This is a genomic window from Leptospira ellinghausenii (assembly GCF_003114815.1).
Classification (GTDB): Bacteria; Spirochaetota; Leptospiria; order Leptospirales; family Leptospiraceae; genus Leptospira_A; species Leptospira_A ellinghausenii.
In genome coordinates, this window is record NZ_BFAZ01000006.1 from 256293 (window position 1) to 278222 (window position 21930).

Here is a 21930-nt window from a genome sequence, read left to right on the forward strand (position 1 = left end):
TTTGCCCTCACGAAGATTCAACAGAGTTTTTTGATTCTGACAAGTTGTTTTTTCCAATGGAGGTAGCTTCTTGAAGATTGGTATCGTAAAACACCTAAATGCACGCCCACTTACCCTCTATTTTGAAAAGTCCCTTGCATTTACCCCTGTGTATGAGAACCCAAGTGTTCTCATTGAACTACTCAAACAGGGAGAACTCGACTGTGCCCTTGTTTCATCCATCGAATGTGAACGAAACAAAAACCAATTTGATTACACTAAAATTGTAGGAGTTTGTGCTCGTGACGTTGTTCGTTCTGTTTTATTCTTCCAAAATCAAACAGAACCAGGGATTCCCAATGTAGTTTATACAGACAAAGGATCCAGGTCCAGTGTTTGCCTGTTACAATGTTTATTCCAGTTAGAGTATGGTAAAAAAATCGAAGTGGTTCCTACTGATGCTAAGGAAATTTCCAAAATGATGGATTCAGGGATTGGATCCCATTTATTATTTGGTGACCATGCCCTTTTACAAACACCAATCGATGGATACCGCGCCATTGACCTTGCCGAGTGGTGGAATCGAATCACTGGACTCTATTTTTGTTTTGCGTTCTGGGCTTATCCAAAGGGAAAAGAATGGGACAATCAAATTTTTTTAAAAGCACTCGAGTATGGACTCAAAGAACTTCCAACCATCATCAGTGAAGAAAAACGCCTTCCTATCGCCATAACAGAGCGTTATCTCAAACAAGAATTACATTATATTCCTGAGAAGAAAAATTTAGATGGGTTTGCCTTATTCGTCCAAACTGCAAAAGAATTGGGTCTACTCTAATTCTAAAAAAAACGGATTTTGTATTCCCAAGTTTTTGCTTCTGCATTTTCTAAAGTTTCCTGCAATGGGATTTGGTAGACCAAATTACCAAGTCCTATAAATCCGCGATTGGAACTACATTCAGAATCTTTAGGGAACAAAACTTTGAATTGGATTTTCCCTTCCCTTAACAATCGTGATGTTTCCGATATGATTTTTTTCTCTCCAGCACTGGAATCAAGAATTGCATTATCCGTGAGATTGGGGAAGTCTCGTTTGACTGTCAAAGATCTTGGTTTTTGTTTGATCGAAAATGTTCCAATGAGAACTCCCTCTAGATGAACGGGATCTTCAAAATCCAATTTATAAGAAACTTTTCCTTTTCGTTTGAAATACATATCAGTTGTTTCTGATTTTTCTAATTCTCGAAACGTAAAATCTCTTACTTGTAAATTGTTATTTGATTTCTTCTTAATAGATGTTAGGATTTCTTCTTTCGAAGTGGGCAAAAATTTAACTAGGGATTCGTTGGAATCTTTTTTGAGAGGAACGGTATATGATATTTCCACCGTTCCGGAACTCATTTTACGAAAGAGAATGGTCTCCTCGTATTCAAAACAACCATAACAGAAAAGGAGTAAAAATAGAAAAAAACGAAACACACCCTAGACTTCCCCATAGAGAAAATCTAGGGTCAAGGACTATTTCGAAACGGGGTAAGCTTCGTTTCCGTGTTCCAAAATATCCAATCCTAACAATTCTTCTTCTTCCGAAACCCGAAGGCCAACTGTCTTTTTGATCAAATAAAATACCAGAAAGCTCACAGGAAATGCCCAAAAAAACGCAGTCACAACTCCAATCGCCTGTGCAGCAAATTGAGCAAAACCTGCCCCATAAAAGAGTCCTGTATCGAGACTAAAAAGACCATAAGCCAAAGTCCCCCAGGCACCACAAACACCATGAACAGAAACTGCACCAACGGGGTCATCAATCCTTTGTTTGTCTAAAAAAAGAACGGAAATGATGACTAGGACTCCTGCCACAAGGCCAATGAGAACAGCACCGAAGATACTGACATTGTCGCAAGGTGCGGTGATCGCAACAAGACCTGCAAGGCCACCATTGAGAGTGAGGCCAATTTCTGGTTTTTTGAATAGATACCATGTGAGAACCATAGCACTGATGGCACCAGCACAAGCTGCCATATGAGTCACAACAGCAATTTTAGCAAAACTCCCTCCTTCGATCGAAGTCGTCGAACCAGGGTTAAAGCCAAACCATCCAAACCATAAAATAAAAACACCAAGTGCCGCCATTGACATATTATGGCCTAAAATTGGATACACGCGACCATCGGATTGGAATTTACCCATACGAGGTCCAACTACGATGGCACCTGCAAGCCCTGCCCATGCACCGATGCTATGGACAACTGTTGACCCAGCAAAATCATGAAACCCAACACCTTCTCCACCACCAAGTCCTAAAGTTTCGAGAAAACCCGTTGAGATCCCAAGTAAACTCCCCCAAGCAAAAGAACCAAACACGGGATAAATGAAAGCAGTAATCACCACAGAGAAAATCAGATATGCTGAGAATTTTGTACGTTCCGCCATTGCTCCGGAAACAATCGTTGCGGCTGTGGCAGCAAATACGATCTGGAAGATAAAAAAGGTATACTTGGATGGATCCATACTCCCATCCTCTGCATTGATGAGAGATTCGGCAAATGATGGAAGACCAATTCCAAATCCACTCACGATTTGAGGACCAAACATAATTGAAAATCCAATGAGCCAATATGCTATCGCTCCCACTGTTAAGTCAGAAAAGTTTTTCATGAGAATGTTCACTGCATTTTTAGCACGTGTGAATCCCGCTTCCACATAGGCAAAACCAGCTTGCATAAAAAATACAAGGAAGGCAGCGATGCAAGTCCAAACCCAATTTGCCTCTTGTTTTGTGGTTTCCAATGCCAGTTTTGTCTCTGCCAGTGAGGTTTTGATCTCTGCCATTTCCTTGACGAGTGATTCCAAACTATCTTTGTCAGGGGTAATGACCGTATCTGCAAATACATTACTTACCAACAGTAATCCTATCAAACTAAAATAAACTCCGAAATGTCTCATATAACGTTCCTTAACTGACCTTTTGGGTATGTGATTCTAATCTCAAAAGTGAAGTTTTTAATTCCAGATTTTGAGGTGTGTTTTTTACGCCTTGTTGTAATACCTTAATCGCTTTTGGTTTCGCATTTTCTTTTAAATAACACTGTGCAAGTAATATACTCGCTTTCGCAAAACTATGGTCACTGGAAAGTGCCATCTTTAAAGCTCGTTTTGCTTCCGAAATCATACCAGCTTTGTAATATGCTCTGCCCATCATAAAATGAGAAGCAGCTGTGTTATCACCGGAAGTTCTTAAATACTCTTCTAAGTAACGAATGGCTTCTGTATACTTTCCATCTCTGTAATACATTTTCCCAAGAAATACCAAGATCTCTTTTAAGGAAGAATCGATACTAAATGCTTTAAGAGCTTGAGCATAGGCTTCTTCCATTTTCATTTTGGAATTGGATTGTTTTGCTAGTTGGATATAATGAGATGCTTCAGGAATTGAATCACCACAATATAGAAAGAGAAAACTTAAGTCGTCTCCATTCGGGACTTCTCCTTGGTAAGTTCGGAAACGTTTGATAAAAGAGGATGCTAATTTTTTTAGATCCACTTTTCCTCTTCCTTCAATGACAAGTTTTTCTCTCTCATCATGTAACCAGGTTTGGATTCTCTCCACACCTACTTCATCTTTTAAATGGTTTCGTTGTTCACTGAATCCATCTGAGATCAAAAGTAAAAAGTCACCAGGTTCGAGTTTGCCTTGTTTTTCCTCATAATCGATTTTGCGGACTGGCAAAATTCCTAAAGGAACTCCTTTGGTATCATATTGAATGAAGGTATCATCGGAAGCTTTGTAATGTAACATCCGTTGGTGGCCTGCATTCACATATCCAAAGGTATAATCACTAAAAATACGAACCATAAAGGCAGTGAAGTAGGTAGATTCAGGGAGTTGTTCCCGTAATTTTTCACCTAACTCCTCCATGATTTCAGTAAGACCAAGTCCTGCCATGACGGAACGTCGGAACTGATGGTGGATCGCCATTGTGACAAGAGCTGCTGGAATTCCATGTCCCGATACATCAATGTTAATGGCAGTTAACGAATGACCTTGTCTTACAATGTCGACTAAATCTCCACTGACTTCTGCCATTGGTTCGTAATGGCTTGCAAAATAAATTCCATTCCATGCACTTAAGTCCTGGGGTAGGATTTGGCTTTGGACATTTCGTCCCATTTTCAAATCCCATTCTAATTGGTTTAAGATGGCGGCTTCCCTTGCCCTTGCCGTGACAAGTCCTTCAATCAGGCGCACTCCATATAAAGCAAGTGCCAGTTGGGAAGTTAAGGCTTCAAGGATTTCCAAATCATCAATGATATAAAAATTTTCCCTTTCACTTTCTACTGCAAGAGTTCCAAGGATTTCTTCCTTTTGCATGATAGGAACACACATCACCGATTTGGTTTTTTCCCCTTCATCAAAGTAATGAGCAGAACGGGACAAATCGTTCACAAGAATTGGTTCTTTGGTTTCAAATACAGTCCCAGAATACCCCTCACCTATTTTTAAATTTCTGCGAGGTGGTTCTGTTTCTTTGACAAATTTAACTGGGACTAAGAACTCACCATCCCATAACCTGAGTGTGGTGTTGTCCGACTCAAATATTTCCTGGCATATCAGGATGACCTTGGAAAAGAGTTGGTCTTCTCTATCTAAATTGGCAAATTCTTTGGAGATATAAAGGAGGATTGCAATTTTATCTTTATCTGTTAATCCTCCCACAACTTTGTTCTGTCCGCGGAAGTTGACGAGCATTCGTTTGGAAACTTTGAAATCAACCATATTGGATACCTTTGCCTTTGAGATGCAAGTATCGTACCGACGATGCATCTCGCCTAAAGAAGTAAAAATATCCTATATTTCTCTACAAACTGGATGGAATCTGCACAAAACGTAAAATTTGTCTTTATGGAAAACAACCAAAATGCTTATATTATAAGCAAATGGTGTTCTTGATTAGAACTGTGTCTGCACTTGGATGGCCATCCTTGATTCTCCTCCATCTCTTTCTTTTACACTGATGCCTGACCTTTGCAGGGAAATTGCATAATACAATCCTTCTCCAAACCAACTTGGGAAAAATGAACCCGCAACTCCAAGCGATGCCGTATAAAAACCTCGTAAACTTTGTTCCATACGAATCTCTCGCCCAACACCTGTTAAAACTTGGAATGATTCCATTTTTCCAATCGCCAAACTGATATTACCTGAATACATGGTCTTAACAGGATAAGGTATATACTGTGATTTATGATTTAGGTCAACGGATGTGTTTTCATAAAATTTTCGGGAACCTTCCAATTGTAATTCCAACCAATCGTTCCATTTATACCCAATTCCTAACATCAACCTTTCTGGTAATTTTTCCTTTAATCGTTCAGAACCTAAGTATTCATCAAACCGATATGTGCCCGGTGATTCTAATAAAATCCCAAATCTGAAATTTTCATACTGAATTGCAGTAGATACAGATACATTCCATGAATACGAACTATAACCTCCAAGTCTCCCGGAAACTCCAGGACCTACTTGGATGGCGAAGGAAACATAAGGATTCAACTTCCAATTGACAAACGCTTGGAATGCATAATTGGAAAACCGTTCATCAGCAGGGAACGAACGTAAGTAAACAGGTTTTCCACGAATGCCAAATCCTATTGATTCAGAAAAAGAAAAGTACCCCGCGCCTGATAAATACAAAGGAGAAATGTTTGGATTCGCATAACTGACATTTGCAGAAGTATCCAATATATGTTTGGATTGGTATGATAAAAATGCAGTATTTCCATACAAACTAGCCATAGGGTTTGAACTCACTACACCTTGTGAAGAAAGTCCGAGTAAATATGCGGAGGGATAGGCAACATCATACCCCGAGATTTGGGCATGTAAGGGAAAAACGGAAAAACTACCAAAACATAAAACTAGAACTAAGCATTGCCATTTTGATTTGAAAATCATTTACTGCCATTCCTCCATAGATTTACTGGAAAGAAAAGGGAATTCTTATGACAAAACCAATGTACAAACAATTTCGCTCTCCACAAGGGTGGTATTCTTTTTTATTTCCAGTCAACTGGGAACATATGGTGGTTGAAGAAATTCCCGCATTTTTCCATCCCGATGGTGGTGGTGCCTTACAAGTATATGCCTTTGAATCAAAACTCGAACATTTTGATGTAGATAAAGAACTCGAAAATTATCTCAAAATTCATGAAATAGATTATGACCCAGAGAAAGTTGCGGTTTTTGAAAATAACGAAGGAACAAACATTCGAGCTTGTGAATTCCAGAGAGAAGATCGCGTTTGGATGGTGTATATGGTGGCAAATAAAGAAAGAATGATCCTCTTAACTTACAATTCTGATGAAGAAGTGGGAGATGAATTATTCCAACAATTAACCAATATCATAAGTTCTGTAAGGTTTTTGAATTAATTTCTTTCCTTTTTTACTTTACAGTTTCCTAAATCGATATAGTCTCTAGTCCACCGTTTTAGATGGAATCAGGAGTTACTATGAAAAAAATAGGTTATGGAATTGTTGGGTTTATTGCTTCAATTCTTTTAATCATTATCATCGCATTTGTATTTGCAGGAAGTATCATCACTCCGAGCTTTCTAGTCAAACAAATTGAATCTTCCTTAAATGTCAGAGCACATGTTGAAAAAGTAAATATCAATCTCTTCAATGTTCTTTCAGGCATTGAAATTGAAGGGATCATCCTTGCGCCAAGGGATGAGATTGCGAATAGAGGAATCCCTCTAGAGGAAAGGAAATCAAAACCAAAAGGTACGATCCAACTAGGTAAAGTTGATGTTAAAATTTCGTTTTTAGCACTCTTAACAAAAACCGTCAAAGTTAATAAACTCGTCTTAAAACAACCTGATATCGCTCTTACCATGTATGAAGATGGTGGTAATAATTTAACTTCCCTATTTAAAACTCCCAAAATTGTGAATGGTGAAAAAAATCCCACACTTTCCCCTGAGGCAATAGCAGAGAAAAAAGCAGAAGCAGAAAAGGAAGCGAAAGAAAAAGCAAGTGAACCACCTTCTGGTCCATTTTCGATCAAAGACATTCCCATTGCGATTCAAATGAGTCTTGTTGGAATCCAAGAAGGGAATATCCAAGTGAATATGCGTAAAACTGGCCAACAAATCCTAGTCCAAAAATTGGATTTGGAATTAAAGGACATTGATATTGATGGAAGTGATTTAGCTTCGCATAACAGCCTAAAGGTAAATTTTGATACTGATGTAACGATCATCGGGAAAAACAAAAAAGAGGCTGCAAAGTTTTTACTGGAAACCGGTGGAAAGGTAACTCCGTTCGTGGAAAAAACAGGTTTAGTGAACCCGAAGGTAATTTACGAAGTGACCATGAAAGAAGATTCGTTCCTTTCTGGTTTTGCTGCCTTTGATGCCATAGCTGGAGAACTTCCGGCTCTTAACCAAGCAGGTCTTAAACTAGACAAATTAAAAGAAAAAGCGGAACTTAAAAAAGATGTAAGTTTCCAAGTCGAGTATAGCAACGGTAAGGTCACTTTCCTTGACGAACCTACTTTCCCAACAAAGAATTATGACCTACAAATCACAAAAGGATCCTACATCATCACTACAACAAATTACCATGAAATGAAAATGGGTATGTTGTATGATGAAGCAGAATCTAAAAAATCCCTCGCTTCTGTAGATGAAAAAATCAAACAAGCAACCAAAGGCCAAGGGGATCCAAAAGAACTTCGGAATAAGATTGTAGGGAATTTAGTAAAGGATGATCGTTTGTTTATTCCTTTTCGGACCTATGGTGATATTCGAAATCCAAATGTAGAACTTGGTGTTGGAATCGGAACGTTAACAGACCTCATCGGCGGGGCTGTAAAAGAAGTGATCAAAGGAAAAGCAGGCGACGCATTAAAAAAGATACCTGGTGCAGGGAATGCGTTAAAAGGATTGGGATTTTAATTAGATTCCAATTACCGCAACTTTTTTCAGTGCAAAAAAAAAGGGACTAATGATTTAGTCCCTTTTTTCTTTTTAGTCCAGATAAGTGAAATGATTCAATTTTACTTATCTGCCACCACTGGATCTTTTTCTCATACTTGCATCCAAAACCTTTTTACGAAGACGCAAACTTGCAGGCGTTACTTCCAGAAGTTCATCATCATCTAAAAATTCAATGGATTGTTCCAAAGTGAGCTTTTTCGGTGGAACAAGGCGGATGGCTTCATCCGATCCAGAAGCACGAACGTTTGTGAGTTTTTTCTCACGCACTGGGTTCACTTCTAAATCTGTATCCCGACTATTCATTCCAAGGATCATACCAGGATACACCGCTACTTGTGGTTCAATGAAAAGGTCCCCACGTTCTTGCACTTTCCAGAGTGCATACGCAGTGGATTCCCCTGAGTCCATAGAGATAAGTGCTCCGTTTTTACGGCCAGGGATTTCCCCTTTGTATTTATCAAAACGTAAGAAGCGGCTAGACATTACCCCTTCTCCACGAGTTTCCGAAATAAAATGACCTCTGAAACCAATGAGTCCCCGAGTTGGAATTGTGTATTCCACACGAGTGATACCAGAAGTATGCGCATCCATTCCTGTTAACTCACCCTTACGGCGGTTTAGTTCTTGGATCACAGCCCCTGTGTATTGGTCTGGAAGGTCCATTACGAGGGTTTCGTAAGGCTCAATCTTTTCACCAGCTTCGTTGTGTTTGATGATTACTTCGGGACGAGAAACTTGGAGTTCGTATCCTTCTCTTCTCATGTTTTCAATGAGGATGGATAAGTGGAGTTCTCCACGTCCTAAAATTTTGAAACGATCTTTGTCTTCAGTTTCTTCCAAACGAAGTGCTACGTTGGTTTCTAATTCGCGGTCAAGGCGTTCGCGTAAATTACGTGTTGTAACAAACTTTCCTTCTTTCCCAGCAAACGGTGAATTGTTCACCATAAAGAACATCGATACTGTTGGTTCCTCTACTTGGATCGCAGGTAGTGGGAGTGGATTTCCCATATCACATACAGTATCCCCGATGAACACATCTGGAATTCCTGCCATGGCAACGATGTCTCCAGATCCTGCTTCGTCAATTTCGTAACGAGTGAGTCCTTCGTAACCATAAAGTTTTGTGATTTTATAATTGGCTGTGGTTCCGTTTGTTTTGGCAAGAGTCACATCAGCGCCTTTTTTCATGGTACCTTGGTAAATTTTACCAATGGCAATGCGACCAACATATTCATTATAATCCAGTGCTGTGACTTGGAATTGGAGTGGTTTGTCACTTTCGTTTTTCACTGCAGGTACATGTGCCAAAACCTTATCAAGAAGTGGTTCAATGTTCGATCCTGGAACTTCCGAAAGATGATTTACTGCCCATCCTTGTTTGGCAGAAGCATAAATGATAGGAAAGTCTAACTGTTCTTCGGTGGCACCTAGGTCACTAAACAAATCAAATACTTTGTCTACAGAAAATCCTGGTCTTGCCCCTTCACGGTCCACTTTGTTCACAACCACAATTGGTTTGTGTCCGAGTTGGAGTGATTTCCCAAGCACAAACCGAGTTTGTGGCATTGGTCCGTCGAATGCATCCACTAGTAAAAGTGTACAGTCTGTCATGGACAGAACTCGTTCCACTTCTCCACCAAAGTCAGCGTGACCTGGAGTATCTACGATATTAATGCGAGTTCCTTTGTACTTTACCGAAGTGTTCTTGGCAAGGATCGTAATCCCTTTTTCCTGTTCCAAAGTGTTGGAATCCATGATTCTTTCTCGGTCTTCTTTTGCGGTTACGGCGCCCGTATGGCGAAGGATACAATCTGTTAGTGTCGTCTTACCGTGGTCGACGTGTGCGATGATGGCTATGTTGCGAATTTCCATTGTTTTTACCAGAAATTCCAATCCGCTTAGGCTGTAAATGGGGATTTCAGTTTGACAAGAGGTGCCTTTCAGAAATCCTGGTAAGAACTACATTCGAGAAAGAGATTAGGATAGTTATATGTTCGCCATCATTGAACTTGGAGCCAAACAATTTAAAGTGTCTCCTGACCAGGTATTCGTCGCAGAAAAAACAGGAAACACGGTTGGAAGCACAGTAGAAACGAAAGTCCTACTCCTTTCCGATAATAACAAAGTGAACATTGGGTCACCAGCATTGTCTGGGGCAAAAGTCACTTTAAAGGTATTAGAAGACTGCAAGGGTGAAAAAATCCACGGTTTTAAATACAAAAAAAGAAAGAACTATAAGAAGTCTTGGGGTCACAGACAACAACTCCAAAAACTGCAAGTAGTTTCGATCAGCGGTTAATTGATTTATAGTACAATTTTTAAAGATTTAGGAGGGAAAATCGCAGGAATCCAACTGGAAGGACATTCTCCAACGAACCTAGGTTCGAAAGGCGAAAATCTTTTGTGTGCCGGAGTTTCCACTCTCGTGCAGAGTGCTCACTCGTATTTGGCATCACAAGGCAGTTTGGAAAAAGAAGAGAAACGAGACGGGTTTCTTCGGTTTCTTGTCAAACAAAACCAAATAGATGGCTACCAAAGCCTTCTTGCCATGGTTGAGTTTGGTTTGAGAAGTTTAGAACATTCCCACTCAAATGCGATTTCCATCCACAACGAACTAATTAAGAGGTAAACAATGGCTACAAAAAAAGGTGGTGGTTCCACAAAGAACGGTCGTGATTCGGTATCGAAAAGACTTGGTGTAAAAGTATATGGTGGCCAACAAGCAATTGCTGGAAACATTATCGTACGCCAAAGAGGAACTGAATACAAACCTGGTAAAAACGTAGGGATTGGTCGTGATCATACTCTATATGCACTCGTTGACGGGATTGTGACTTTCGAACACGTAACAAAAGAAAGACAACAAATCTCCGTTTACCCGAAAGCTTAATCCTCTCAAAAATAAGAGAGGACAAAACCCGTTTTAGGTCATCCTTAAACGGGTTTTTTTTTGACCAAAGGAAACTATGAGCGGATTTATCGACGAAGTACCCATTCAAATTCGAGCCGGACACGGAGGGGCAGGTTCTGTCCACTTCCACAAAGAGAAGTTTGTCGAATTTGGTGGTCCTGATGGGGGTGACGGAGGCAAAGGTGGCGATGTGATCTTTGTTGCCGAAGGTCGTATGATGACCTTGGAAAATTTCCTACCCGACCGCCTGTATGCCGCAGAAGACGGAGGTCCTGGACTTGGCCAAAACCGAAATGGGAAAAATGGAGAAGATTTACTCCTAAAAGTTCCCATTGGAACCCAAATCATTGATGCGGTCACAATGGAACTTATTTACGACTTTAGTCATGATGGGGAAACGTTTACCATTGCGAAAGGTGGACGTGGTGGCAAAGGCAATACTTTTTTTAAAACTTCCGTACAACAAGCACCACGTTATAGCCAACCGGGGGAAGATGGTGATTCCTTTTCCTTACGATTAGAATTAAAACTCCTCGCCGACATTGGCATAGTTGGTTTACCAAACGCTGGTAAGTCGACTCTTCTTGCGAAAATCACACATGCACATCCCAAAATTGCAGGGTATGCGTTTACCACCCTATCACCTAATCTCGGTGTGGTGCATAGACATGAAGATTTATTTCGATACACAGTGGCTGACATTCCAGGAATCATAGAAGGTGCATCCAAAGGAGTGGGCCTTGGGATTAGTTTTCTCAAACACATTGAACGTGTACAAGGGATCTTGTTTTTATTTGATGGTGGGAATTTACAATTAGAAGAAGAGTTAGAAATGTTACGAAGTGAACTCGGCAATTATAACGAGTCTCTTCTTCATAAAAAGTACCTGATTGTCATCAATAAAATGGATATTTGGGATAACGACCCTAGTTTTACCGAAGAAATCCAAAAAAACTATTCTTCTCTTGGTGAGATTGTTTGTATCTCTGCTGACAAAGAAAACAATTTAGAATACCTACTGGAACGAATTGATAAAGTATTTTTTCCCGAAAAAGCAAAGTTAGTTTATGAAAACACGTAAGGATTTTTTAGAATCTCTCGAAGCCGCAAAACTCATCGTCATTAAAATTGGAAGTGCGCGAGTTTCAGGCGAAGAATCCAAAATTAATGATTTTTTGTATGATTTAGTCGGTGATATAAGAACTCTACGCGACCAAGGAAAAGAAGTCATCCTTGTCTCATCTGGTGCCATCGCCCAAGGGAAAAAACTACTCGTGGATAAAAGTGGAACGGGTGTTTTACCGAATGGGAAAACGTCTCTCGCAGAAAAACAAGCATTTGCAGCTATGGGTCAAAACAAACTTCTCAATTTGTATGAAAGTTTTTTTAGCCGAGTGAACATTCCGATTGCGCAAATTTTATTTGGTCGCAAAGACTTAAATGAAGATAGCAGTTTCACAAATCTAAAACAAACCTTTCGCCAACTTTTGGATTGGGGAATTTTACCGATCGTCAATGAAAATGATTCCGTCTCTACCGAAGAACTTAATTTAGGCGATAATGATATTTTATCTGCCTTAGTAGCATCCATCGTGGGTGCAGACCTACTCCTAATTCTCACTGGTGTTGATGGATTTTTAGAGGGAAATCGTAAGATTGATTTATTTACGGAAATCTCCAAAAAAACAGAATCCCTCGCAACAGGACCTTCCGGACCAGGAACAGGCGGGATGTTTACAAAAATTAATGCCGCAAAACTCTTGTTACCATTTGGAATCAAAACGGGAATTGTCAATGGTGAAAAAAAACATGCAATAGGCCAATTTTTCACGAACGAATCGTTCGGTACTCTTATTGCCAATGATGGATTCTCTCACCGAACCCCTACTGCTTCCGAAATCCAATCTCACTTTTTTTCTTTTCCAACGGAGTAATTTATGGCTGAAGACTATACCACTTATGCAAAAACCATTGCGACAAAAACAAAAGAAGCTAGTCGGAGTTTAAAACAACTTACCACAAACCAGAAAAATACGGTTTTACTTCGGTTTGAAAAACTGCTGTTAGAAAATGAAACTGAAATCATAACAAAAAACCAAATTGATTTAAAAAATGGGAAAGATAAGGGATTAAGTTCCTCTATGATGGATCGTTTGCTCCTTGATTCCAAACGAATCCATGGGATGGCAAAGAGCATTGAAGAGATTAGGAACCTCCCAGATCCGGTAGGGGAAGTAGTCAGAGGGACCATCCTTCCCAATGGGCTTGAACTTTTGACAAAACGAGTTCCCATCGGTGTTGTGATGACGATTTTTGAATCGAGACCGAATGTCATCGTAGACATTGCCTCTTTGTCTTTTAAGTCAGGGAATGCTTGTATTTTACGTGGTGGCAGTGAAGCGTATCATTCAAATTTCATTTTATCCTCCCTCTTCCACAAAGCCATCGAAGATTCAAGCTTACCAGGTGTGAGCAAGGAAGTTGTCAGTTTCGTAGACAATACAAACAGAGAAGCGATGCTTCCCTTTTTTCAATTGGATGATTTAATTGATGTCATTGTACCTAGGGGTGGAGAGGCTCTCATCCGGTTTGTTTCAGAAAATAGCAAAATCCCTGTCATTAAACACGATAAAGGTGTGACTAACTTATATTTGTCTGACAAAGCCAACGAAAAAATTGTATTACCAATTCTTGTAAATTCGAAAATCCAAAGACCTGGAGTTTGTAATGCTTTGGAGAATTTGTTCATCCATAAAAATTACCCAAACATTAAAGTTTTGTTACAGGAATTAAAACAAAATGGGGTTCGGATCCTTGGTGATGTTTCTATCCAATCAATCGAACCAACAATCCCACTTGCCACTGAAGACGATTATTCTACAGAGTTTTTAGACACAAGGCTTAGTATCAAACTTGTGAACTCCATAGAGGAAGCAATGGAAAATATCAAAAAATACAGCTCAGGTCATACGGAATGTATTTTATCGGAAGACATCACAGAAATCCAAACTTTTCAACAGGGACTGGATAGTGCTGCCATTTTTGTGAATTGTTCCACAAGGTTTCATGATGGTGGTGAATATGGACTTGGTGCGGAAGTGGGAATTTCAACAGGGAAATTACATGTCAGGGGACCAATGGGACTCATCCACCTAACAACCACCACAACGTATGTTACAGGAAAAGGACAAGTCCGAGGGTAAAATGGATGTGATTTTGTTTGGTGGAAGTTTTAATCCCCCACACATTGGTCATAGACATGTGATCTCTTCCCTACAAAAACAGTTTCCCGAATCCAAAATCTATATCTGTCCGAATTTTTTATCTCCTTTTAAATTGAATGAAAAAAAATTTTCTAAGGATGAAATTTGGTCCTTATGCCAATCTGAATTCCATGAATTTTTATCCCCAAATGTAATCTTATGGGATGAAGAAATTAAAAAAGAAACAACTAGTTACACGATCGATACCATAACAAGTTTACAATCCTTAGAAAAAAATGGAAACATTTCCCTTGTCATAGGTGAAGACAATTTACAAAATTTTAACGAATGGAAATCCTTCGATATTATCTTACAGAAAATAAATAAATTAATCGTTGTAAGGCGTATTACGGAATCTCCGAATCCGATTTTGATCCCAAACTTCATAGATGAAAAACAAGTATTGGTTTTAAACAACCCAATCGTCAAAATGAGTAGTACTGAAATCAGGAACCAACTAAACCATGAATGGCAAAATCATTCGATTTTACCCCAAACAAAGTCCTTATTAGATTCTTATCTACAAGTAGGAGAATCTTTCGGAGGAGATGAAAAATGAATTTCACTCCCACACAATTGAATGACTGGATACAATTCTTCCAAAAAGAAATTCCAAATCATGTCACGGATACTAGATGGCAACATATTTTACGAGTGGCTTCCTATGCAAAAGAATTGGCGTTGGTACATGGATACGAAGATCCAAATAAAGCTTACTTAGCAGGATTATGCCATGACATCACCAAACAAAAAAAAATGGATGTCCATCAAAGTTTGTTCGCTGAATTTAATTTAGAAACAGATGGGATTCCCTTCCAAGCCTTACATGCTTATTCGGCTCCCCTCTTCCTAAAAAAAAATTACGATTTTTACGATCAGGAAATCCAATCGGCCATCCAAAATCATACCTTGGGAAATCCTAAACCCACTTTATTAGATCAAATTCTTTATGCGGCGGATTTTTTAGGATCGGATTATTGTTATAGGAATTTGAAGTTAGAGGAATGGATTCAAAAAACAAAAGAAAACTTAGATTTTGGCATTTTTATGAAAGCATTCCAGACGATCTCATTTCTAATGGAAAAAAAAGAAATCATCCATCCTCATACTTTTTTAACTTATAACCAATCATTGTTATCATTAAAGGAAATCTAATAGATGTTACGTGAAACAAAAGAAAAACAAACCATACCAGCAAAAACACTTCTCATCATCGCGGGCGCCTTTTTTATTTTTGCCATTTTGTTTTTAATTTTAAGGTCAAAAACCGGGTTTTCCTTAGACCAAAAATTTTCACAAAGCAAACGAATGCCGATTTTATTTTCGGTTTTGGGTGATAAAGACGAATACTTATTTTCTTTATATGCTGAATTTTATCCCAATGAAAGAAAGGCAGCACTATTTTTTGTTAATCCTAAAACTAGTTTTGATGATGGTGAAAAATCATTAAAAGAAAAAGGTAGTTCCGCTCCCTCCTATGTTGAATCTGTTTTAGAGGATACCTTGGATTCCAACATTCCATTCAAAATCGTATGGACCAAGGAACAATTTCAAAATTGGGTGAATTTACTTGGTGGATTACAATTTTTTTTCGAACCAAAGTCGTTACACATCACAAAAAACTACAATCGAAACAAAGAATCTTATGTTTTAGATGGTGAAGATTGTTTCGATTGGATGAGTTCTCTTTCCGATGATTCGATGATTTCTTACTTTAGAAGATTGGAAATCCAAGAAACTGTGATGTTAACACTTTTTGAAACTTTCCATGAAAAACGGGACATATTGAGTAAACAAAAACTCACCTATTTGCATAGCCAAATGACTACAAACCTATCTTCGAAAGAATGGGAAACTTTGGTCGACTTTTTGAAAAAGGAAAAAATCCAATTTGGAGTTTCCGAAGTTCCAGGTGAACCAGTGTTACGTCCCAAATACAAAGACCAAATCTTAAAGGCTAACGAGGAAACTATAAAGGTAGCATTTTATAAATTTTCTGGAGAACTTAGGTCTCCTAGTTTTGGCGAAGGGGAAAGGGCAAGGATTGAGGTTCTCAATGGAACTGCAAAAAATGGACTTGCCAGATATGGAAAAGTATTACTCAATGATAAAGGTCTGAAAGTTCTCACCGTTGACAATGCTTGGGATTCGAGTTTTAAATCCACAGTGATTTTAAATCGATCTGGAAACACACAATATACAGATTTAATTTCTGAAACATTTCAAGGCAGAAAGGTTTTCTTTTCTTTACGAAAAGACTTAGGCCTTGATGCCACTGTTATACTCGGAGAAGACTTTCAAAATTCCAAGGATTAAAATGCCAAATATCAGTTCAGAAACGTTAGAACATCTTAAAAAAATAAAACAAACATTAGTTGATAAAAAATGTGAAAATATTCAATTTCTCGATCTTAAAAATGTTCATTCCTATTTATCTCTATTTGTAATCGCTACTGTGAAAACAGAAACACAAGGTAGATCTTGTGCGAAAGATATCGATAAGTATATGAAACCCTTAAAACTGGCAGTCAAACGCCAAAATTTAGCCGATTTACCGAAGGACGCCACAGGCTGGATCCTTCTCGATTATGGTGAAATTTGTGTACACATCATGACGGATGAAATGAGAAATTATTATTCATTGGATAGACTTTGGGGTGATGCATCTCCTATTGCGATATGAGTTGTAAGGTTTCTTCCCAATTGTCTTTTGGCAATTCACAATGGAAATTTTGACAAACGAAATAACGGATTCCATTTCCCGCATCTCGTCCTTGTAACAAACCCAATCTGTTTTCCAAAGAACGACATTCTTCTTCACTAAGGACACACCAAACAAGAGTAGGATCTTTGATTTGGCTTAATTTCATCCGAATGTTTTTTACAATGTCCTCTGATTGGTTTCGATAAACCACAAGAACTTCTTTCGACGGAGTTTGGAATTTTAGAAATGCGGATAACATTGAAGGATAACTGAGTGAGTTTTGCGTGAGTTCCGGTAAAAAATAAGCAAAAATTGAATTCGCTTTTGTTTCCAATTTTCCATTTAAAAAACCCATAGAATTTAAAAAATAGAAACAATGTAAAATTGTAGAATTTCCAGAAGGTTCCACTCCGTCGTAACCTTCAATCGTACGTACAATTAAGTCTTCATTCCCCTCATAAGATTCATAATAAGGTCCCACATCCGATAAAAAATGATTCTCTAAGTATTCCCAAATTTGAATTCCTTTTTCGAAATAATGAATGCCACCATTTAACTGAAATAAACGAAGACATACCCAAATCAGCTCAGAATAATCAGACAATGTGCCAAAGTATTTGGTTTCCCCATCTCGAAACCTTCTCAAAACGGATCCGTTTTCTTTTACCAAATACGTAAGAATGAAATCGTATATCTCTTTTGCTTGGTTTAGATACTTCGTTTCACCAGTTACTTCATAACTGGAAAGTAATGCGCGGATCCACAAACAATTCCATGACGTTAAGATCTTATCATCACGTAACGGACGAATTCTAGTGTTCCTTCTTTCTAATAAAATGTCTTTTGCTTTTTGAATTCGTTCTTTAAAATCTTTTTTGAATTGGATTCCATGAGTGAAGGGATTTTTTCCTTTAAAATAGACGTTGAGTATGTTTTGGTTGTGTTCAAAATTTCCTTCTTCTGTAACATTCCAGAAATTTAGGATTTCCTCATCGGAAACCAAAGATTTGATTTCACTTTCTGTCCAAACATAAAATTTTCCTTCTACCCCTTCTGAGTCTGCATCCTCGGCACTGGCAATTCCGCCCACATTAAGACGCATATCCCTTTCGATGTAAGAGATAATCTCTTGAATCGTTTCTAAAAAGAAAGTTTCGTTTGTGATTCGGTAGAGTTTTGCCAAAGTTTCGACAAACAATGAGTTGTCGTACAACATTTTTTCAAAATGCGGAACCAACCATTCGTGATCTGTCGCATAACGACAAATTCCACCGCCAACTTGATCGTAAATTCCGCCCGATTTCATGGCATACGCTGTATTAAATGCCAACTCCAATGCACGGTTGTCTTTTTCGATCATATAATAATCGAGTAAAAAACTTAGTGCCATACTTGGTGGAAACTTATTCACAGAATTTGTTTTGAAACCAAAATAATCTTTATCATAAACTTGGATGTATCGATTGAAATTTTGTATGAGAATTTGTTTTTCAGGAACTTGTCCGGCATTGGTTCTTGTTTCATTCTCTTTTAAATAGATAGTCAGGTCTTTTGCTGCTTGTAGAAGCTCACCTTTCTGGTGGATCCAAGCCTGGTTCACAAGTTTTAATACTTCCTTAAAACTTCTTTTTCCATACCTGTTTTCAGGTGGAAAGTAGGTTCCCCCAAGGATGGGTTCCTTCATTGGTGTCAGAAACATATTGAGAGGCCATCCACCTTGGGTACCCATCGCATGTAATGCATCCATATAAATTTTATCTATGTCAGGACGTTCTTCTCTGTCTAACTTAATGCATACAAAATCTCGGTTTAAAACTTCTGCTGTGGATTCATCTTCAAAGGATTCGCGTTCCATCACATGGCACCAGTGGCAAGTGGAATAACCAATGGATAAAAGGATGACTTTATCTTCCGTGACTGCTTTTTCGAAGGCTTCCGGTCCCCATGGAAACCAATCCACTGGGTTGTGTGCATGTTGTAATAGATAAGGACTTTTTTCATGAACCAAACGATTCGGTTTTTTAGACAAATTTGCCACAATGTTCTCCCAGAAAAGAAGCTTTCCAGGCCAAGCTTTTTACATTTTCGGTTGATTGACAACATTGATTTTTTCATCTTGTCTCTGTAAGGGGTTTAAAAAGTTTCCATTGAAAAGACAAAATTTTATCCCCAAACGTTTTCTCACAAAATCTCAAAAGTTGACCAGCTGGTTAATATCTTTGAGTATGTTAACTTTCCCTGTTTTGGCAGATTCCGACTTTGATGACGACATCAAACGGATGCAACTTGCCCAGTGGGAAAATGGTGATGTTGTACCAGAACCTCTCCAAGGGCCAGGTCCAAAAAAACTTCGTTTGTCCATTGCCCAAGCAATTGAACAAGTCATAGAAAACAATACAATCGTACAAAATGCAAAATTGGAAATTGTAAAGGCAGACAGCCCTGAGTGGAAAAATGAATCCAAGTATTCTTGGCGGGCTTTGGCTAGTATCCAATCTGCAAAACAATTATTCCCAAGTAACAGAAATAACATCTTTGCAGGAACAATCCGTTCCCAAGATAAAATTTCTGCTGGGATTGAAAAACAATTCAAAACAGGAACTTATTTTAAAACGGAAATCAGCACCATTCGTTACGATGTAAACGCATTTGAAAACCCAGATTCTTCTACAGCGGGATTTGCTAGTTTACTTGCTGCTCCTCCTATGTATACGGGTGCTATTTCTGCTACACTCTCACAAGAACTGCTGAAGTATAGTTTTGGTAAAAACGAAGAAGAAAAAGAGAAATTATTAAAAAACCAAACCCTCCTCGTCAGAGAAAATTACATTAATATCTTAACTCAACTTGTCGTAAAAATACTGGTTGATTATTGGTCGTTGAGTATCGTCGATTCCCGCATTGCAACGTATGAAAAAGTTTCAAAAAATACTGAGGAAATCCGGAAATTAACACTACGAAAAACTGGACTTGGACTTTCCGAAGGTTTCGAAGTAAACCAATGGAACCAAGCTTACCTCAAAACACAGTCTTTACTTGAAAAAGCAAAAGTGGATCGGATTGAAGCAGAAAGAAATCTAATCCGCATTCTGAATGTTGATACATCCTCTTCCATTGAAGGTGTGACCGATTTAAGTGAAACATTACCAACAAATATTAATATCAAATCTGATGTAGAGTATGCATTAGCACATCGAACTGATTATTTAATCCTAAAAAGAGAAAGAGAAATCGCAAAACTGGCATTAAATACTGCATTGGCAGAAGATGATCCTTCTCTTTTGGCAACCGTATCTTATAGTTCTATTGGACAAAACTTTTTATCTCCACAAGAAAACTTCATCGCAAGACAACGTGGTATTACATCCTTTATGTATCCACAAATAGCAGCAGAATTAAAAATGTCATATCCTTTATGGGATTTGGGAATCAAAGCTGCCATCCGAGATGCCGAAACAAACTTAAAAATCAATGAACTAAAAATTCAAAATTTAGAGCAAGAAATTGAACAAGAAATTGCGATTCGACATGAAGCGTTGATTGCAAGTCATGTTTTACTCAAAGACTTACAAAAAACCAAAAAAGAAACTGAAACATTTTATAACGGACTCATGGAACGTTTTAGACAAGGACGATATACAGCGGTTAATGTCAAAAATGCACTTGATAGTTTGGCAAATACGGAACTTGCTGTCACCCAAGCCAAAATAAATTTTAATATCAATTTAGTTCGTTACGAATTGGCAAAAAATTCACTTTTTGAAAAGTATGGTTTAGATTTGTATTCCATTTTGGAAGAAGTAGAAAAAAGAGCTAAATTCGAAACAGATAAATTATGAAATCGTTTCCGACACATAGAAAAGATGAAATGGTATTATACCGACGTACCTTCCATCAAAATCCTGAACTCAAATACGAAGAAAAAGAAACGGCAAGTTTTGCAAAAAAACACTTAGAATCCTTAGGATTTACGGTTGAAGACGGAATTGCCGAAACTGGCCTGGTTGCCTTATTTGATTCTGGGAAACCAGGAAAAACCATTTTGGTGCGCGCTGATATGGATGCACTTCCCATCCATGAAGAAAATGTACACCATTACAAAAGTAAAAATGAAGGGAAAATGCATGCCTGTGGGCATGATGGGCATACAAGTATTTTACTTGCGTTAGCTTCTGATTTAAAAAAAGAATTTTCAAGTTTTGTACCGAAAGGTAGAGTTTTACTTTGTTTCCAACCAGCTGAAGAAGGTGGATCGGGTGCCGATAGGATGATTGAATCTGGCATACTAGAACGATACCATGTTGATTCTGTTTTTGCCCTCCATGTTTGGAACCATATTGATTTAGGAAAAGTGGGTGTCGTCAATGGAACTATGATGGCTTCCGTTGATGAATTTAAAATCACCGTTGAAGGTACCTCAGGACATGGGGCTATGCCACAACATACTGTAGATCCGATTCTTGTTGGTAGTCATTTAGTTACCGCCTTACAGACTTTAGTTTCGAGAAATGTAGATCCCTTAGAACCTTGCGTTGTAACCGTTGGATCATTCCATTCTGGTAATGCTTTTAATGTAATTCCAGAAACTGCAGTTTTACATGGAACGGTTCGAACGTATTCAAAATCTGTTTACGACATGATCCCAGAACGAATGAAACAATTGGTTGAACAAGTGGGTTCTGGTTTTGGAGCCAAGATTCGTTTGGAGTACAAACGAATTGACAAACCAACCATCAATGACCCAGTGATGGCTGATGTTGTCAGAAAGGCAGCTAAGTCAGTTCTCGGTGAAAATTGCTTAACGGAAGAAAATACTCGCACTATGGGTGGAGAAGATTTTTCTGCTTTTTTGATGCAAAAACCAGGGTGTTATTTTTTCATCGGATCTAGAAATGAGAAAAAGGGATTTATCCACCCTCATCATAGTACCTTTTTTGATTTTGACGAAGATGCGCTTCCCATTGGACTTGCCGTCATGAAAGAAGTCATTCACACTTACCTCCAAGATTTTTCATAAATTTCTCCTTGCTTTTATAACCTATTTCATTATTGGTTAGATATCTAACCAAT

At 38.4% G+C, this 21930-nt stretch carries 21 protein-coding genes; 15 read left to right on the forward strand and 6 right to left on the reverse strand.

What is annotated here, in order from left to right:
* The first annotated feature begins 70 nt into the window (after positions 1–70).
* Positions 71–817, forward strand: a complete 747-nt coding sequence (locus DI076_RS06550) for a menaquinone biosynthetic enzyme MqnA/MqnD family protein (RefSeq protein WP_108959150.1) — start codon at positions 71–73, stop codon at positions 815–817.
* Between the two features lie 2 nt (positions 818–819).
* On the opposite strand, the gene DI076_RS06555 is transcribed toward DI076_RS06550, so the two are convergent.
* The 4 genes from DI076_RS06555 to DI076_RS06570 form a co-directional block, all read right to left on the reverse strand.
* Complete coding sequence (locus DI076_RS06555; RefSeq protein WP_108959151.1) at positions 820–1458, reverse strand: LIC11874 family lipoprotein; 639 nt, start codon at positions 1456–1458, stop codon at positions 820–822.
* A 39-nt stretch (positions 1459–1497) separates the two neighbouring features.
* The gene (locus tag DI076_RS06560; protein ID WP_108959152.1) at positions 1498–2925 is read right to left on the reverse strand and encodes an ammonium transporter; all 1428 of its coding nucleotides are present in this window, start codon (positions 2923–2925) and stop codon (positions 1498–1500) included.
* Between the two features lie 10 nt (positions 2926–2935).
* Positions 2936–4756: a GAF domain-containing SpoIIE family protein phosphatase gene (locus tag DI076_RS06565; protein WP_108959153.1), complete on the reverse strand. Its 1821-nt coding sequence runs from the start codon at positions 4754–4756 to the stop codon at positions 2936–2938.
* A 174-nt stretch (positions 4757–4930) separates the two neighbouring features.
* Positions 4931–5935 (reverse strand): hypothetical protein, encoded by a 1005-nt coding sequence (locus tag DI076_RS06570; protein WP_108959154.1) that lies wholly within the window; start codon positions 5933–5935, stop codon positions 4931–4933.
* Between the two features lie 47 nt (positions 5936–5982).
* On the opposite strand from DI076_RS06570, the gene DI076_RS06575 reads away from it, so the two are divergent.
* Both DI076_RS06575 and DI076_RS06580 read left to right on the forward strand, forming a co-directional pair.
* Positions 5983–6411, forward strand: a complete 429-nt coding sequence (locus tag DI076_RS06575; RefSeq protein WP_108959155.1) for a hypothetical protein — start codon at positions 5983–5985, stop codon at positions 6409–6411.
* A gap of 80 nt (positions 6412–6491) precedes the next feature.
* Entirely contained in the window at positions 6492–7940 is a 1449-nt protein-coding gene (locus DI076_RS06580) for an AsmA family protein (RefSeq protein ID WP_108959156.1), read from the forward strand.
* Between the two features lie 105 nt (positions 7941–8045).
* On the opposite strand, the gene typA is transcribed toward DI076_RS06580, so the two are convergent.
* On the reverse strand, positions 8046–9854 hold the full coding sequence (gene typA / locus DI076_RS06585) for a translational GTPase TypA (RefSeq protein WP_108959157.1): 1809 nt from the start codon (positions 9852–9854) through the stop codon (positions 8046–8048).
* A 118-nt stretch (positions 9855–9972) separates the two neighbouring features.
* Between typA and rplU the strand changes: the two genes are divergently transcribed.
* The 10 genes from rplU to rsfS all read left to right on the forward strand — a co-directional run bounded on the left by rplU (position 9973) and on the right by rsfS (position 16839).
* A complete protein-coding gene (gene rplU / locus DI076_RS06590; protein WP_012388757.1) occupies positions 9973–10281 on the forward strand; it encodes a 50S ribosomal protein L21 in 309 nt (102 codons plus the stop codon).
* A complete protein-coding gene (locus DI076_RS06595; protein WP_108959158.1) occupies positions 10282–10611 on the forward strand; it encodes a ribosomal-processing cysteine protease Prp in 330 nt (109 codons plus the stop codon).
* 3 nt (positions 10612–10614) lie between these two features.
* On the forward strand, positions 10615–10872 hold the full coding sequence (gene rpmA / locus DI076_RS06600) for a 50S ribosomal protein L27 (protein WP_108959159.1): 258 nt from the start codon (positions 10615–10617) through the stop codon (positions 10870–10872).
* A 76-nt stretch (positions 10873–10948) separates the two neighbouring features.
* Positions 10949–11974, forward strand: a complete 1026-nt coding sequence (gene obgE, locus DI076_RS06605; RefSeq protein ID WP_108959160.1) for a GTPase ObgE — start codon at positions 10949–10951, stop codon at positions 11972–11974.
* Positions 11961–12827: a glutamate 5-kinase gene (proB, locus tag DI076_RS06610; protein ID WP_108959161.1), complete on the forward strand. Its 867-nt coding sequence runs from the start codon at positions 11961–11963 to the stop codon at positions 12825–12827. Before obgE ends, proB begins: the two co-directional genes overlap by 14 nt.
* A gap of 3 nt (positions 12828–12830) precedes the next feature.
* Positions 12831–14096 carry a glutamate-5-semialdehyde dehydrogenase gene (locus DI076_RS06615; RefSeq protein WP_108959162.1) on the forward strand — a complete coding sequence of 422 codons (1266 nt, stop codon included), beginning with the start codon at positions 12831–12833 and terminating at the stop codon, positions 14094–14096.
* A gap of 1 nt (position 14097) precedes the next feature.
* The gene (gene nadD, locus DI076_RS06620; protein WP_108959163.1) at positions 14098–14715 is read left to right on the forward strand and encodes a nicotinate (nicotinamide) nucleotide adenylyltransferase; all 618 of its coding nucleotides are present in this window, start codon (positions 14098–14100) and stop codon (positions 14713–14715) included.
* Positions 14712–15311 carry a bis(5'-nucleosyl)-tetraphosphatase (symmetrical) YqeK gene (yqeK, locus tag DI076_RS06625; RefSeq protein ID WP_108959164.1) on the forward strand — a complete coding sequence of 200 codons (600 nt, stop codon included), beginning with the start codon at positions 14712–14714 and terminating at the stop codon, positions 15309–15311. The genes nadD and yqeK overlap by 4 nt, the downstream gene beginning before the upstream one ends.
* 3 nt (positions 15312–15314) lie before the next feature.
* Positions 15315–16472, forward strand: a complete 1158-nt coding sequence (locus DI076_RS06630) for a LytR C-terminal domain-containing protein (protein WP_108959165.1) — start codon at positions 15315–15317, stop codon at positions 16470–16472.
* A 1-nt stretch (position 16473) separates the two neighbouring features.
* Positions 16474–16839 (forward strand): ribosome silencing factor, encoded by a 366-nt coding sequence (gene rsfS, locus DI076_RS06635; protein WP_108959166.1) that lies wholly within the window; start codon positions 16474–16476, stop codon positions 16837–16839.
* On the opposite strand, the gene DI076_RS06640 is transcribed toward rsfS, so the two are convergent.
* Positions 16826–18898, reverse strand: a complete 2073-nt coding sequence (locus tag DI076_RS06640) for a thioredoxin domain-containing protein (RefSeq protein WP_108959167.1) — start codon at positions 18896–18898, stop codon at positions 16826–16828. The genes rsfS and DI076_RS06640 overlap by 14 nt on opposite strands.
* A gap of 241 nt (positions 18899–19139) precedes the next feature.
* On the opposite strand from DI076_RS06640, the gene DI076_RS06645 reads away from it, so the two are divergent.
* Complete coding sequence (locus DI076_RS06645) at positions 19140–20699, forward strand: TolC family protein (protein WP_108959276.1); 1560 nt, start codon at positions 19140–19142, stop codon at positions 20697–20699.
* Positions 20696–21877 (forward strand): M20 metallopeptidase family protein, encoded by a 1182-nt coding sequence (locus tag DI076_RS06650; protein ID WP_108959168.1) that lies wholly within the window; start codon positions 20696–20698, stop codon positions 21875–21877. The genes DI076_RS06645 and DI076_RS06650 overlap by 4 nt, the downstream gene beginning before the upstream one ends.
* The last annotated feature ends 53 nt before the right edge of the window (positions 21878–21930 follow it).

Coding starts and splice junctions, on each gene's coding strand:
- DI076_RS06560 (WP_108959152.1), bottom strand. CDS start 2,925: ATGAGACATTTCGGAGTTTATTTTAGTTTGATAGGATTACTGTTGGTA.
- rplU (WP_012388757.1), top strand. CDS start 9,973: ATGTTCGCCATCATTGAACTTGGAGCCAAACAATTTAAAGTGTCTCCT.
- rpmA (WP_108959159.1), top strand. CDS start 10,615: ATGGCTACAAAAAAAGGTGGTGGTTCCACAAAGAACGGTCGTGATTCG.
- yqeK (WP_108959164.1), top strand. CDS start 14,712: ATGAATTTCACTCCCACACAATTGAATGACTGGATACAATTCTTCCAA.
- DI076_RS06650 (WP_108959168.1), top strand. CDS start 20,696: ATGAAATCGTTTCCGACACATAGAAAAGATGAAATGGTATTATACCGA.
- DI076_RS06580 (WP_108959156.1), top strand. CDS start 6,492: ATGAAAAAAATAGGTTATGGAATTGTTGGGTTTATTGCTTCAATTCTT.
- proB (WP_108959161.1), top strand. CDS start 11,961: ATGAAAACACGTAAGGATTTTTTAGAATCTCTCGAAGCCGCAAAACTC.
- DI076_RS06645 (WP_108959276.1), top strand. CDS start 19,140: ATGCAACTTGCCCAGTGGGAAAATGGTGATGTTGTACCAGAACCTCTC.
- rsfS (WP_108959166.1), top strand. CDS start 16,474: ATGCCAAATATCAGTTCAGAAACGTTAGAACATCTTAAAAAAATAAAA.
- DI076_RS06615 (WP_108959162.1), top strand. CDS start 12,831: ATGGCTGAAGACTATACCACTTATGCAAAAACCATTGCGACAAAAACA.
- typA (WP_108959157.1), bottom strand. CDS start 9,854: ATGGAAATTCGCAACATAGCCATCATCGCACACGTCGACCACGGTAAG.
- DI076_RS06575 (WP_108959155.1), top strand. CDS start 5,983: ATGACAAAACCAATGTACAAACAATTTCGCTCTCCACAAGGGTGGTAT.
- DI076_RS06570 (WP_108959154.1), bottom strand. CDS start 5,935: ATGATTTTCAAATCAAAATGGCAATGCTTAGTTCTAGTTTTATGTTTT.
- DI076_RS06565 (WP_108959153.1), bottom strand. CDS start 4,756: ATGGTTGATTTCAAAGTTTCCAAACGAATGCTCGTCAACTTCCGCGGA.
- obgE (WP_108959160.1), top strand. CDS start 10,949: ATGAGCGGATTTATCGACGAAGTACCCATTCAAATTCGAGCCGGACAC.
- nadD (WP_108959163.1), top strand. CDS start 14,098: ATGGATGTGATTTTGTTTGGTGGAAGTTTTAATCCCCCACACATTGGT.
- DI076_RS06630 (WP_108959165.1), top strand. CDS start 15,315: ATGTTACGTGAAACAAAAGAAAAACAAACCATACCAGCAAAAACACTT.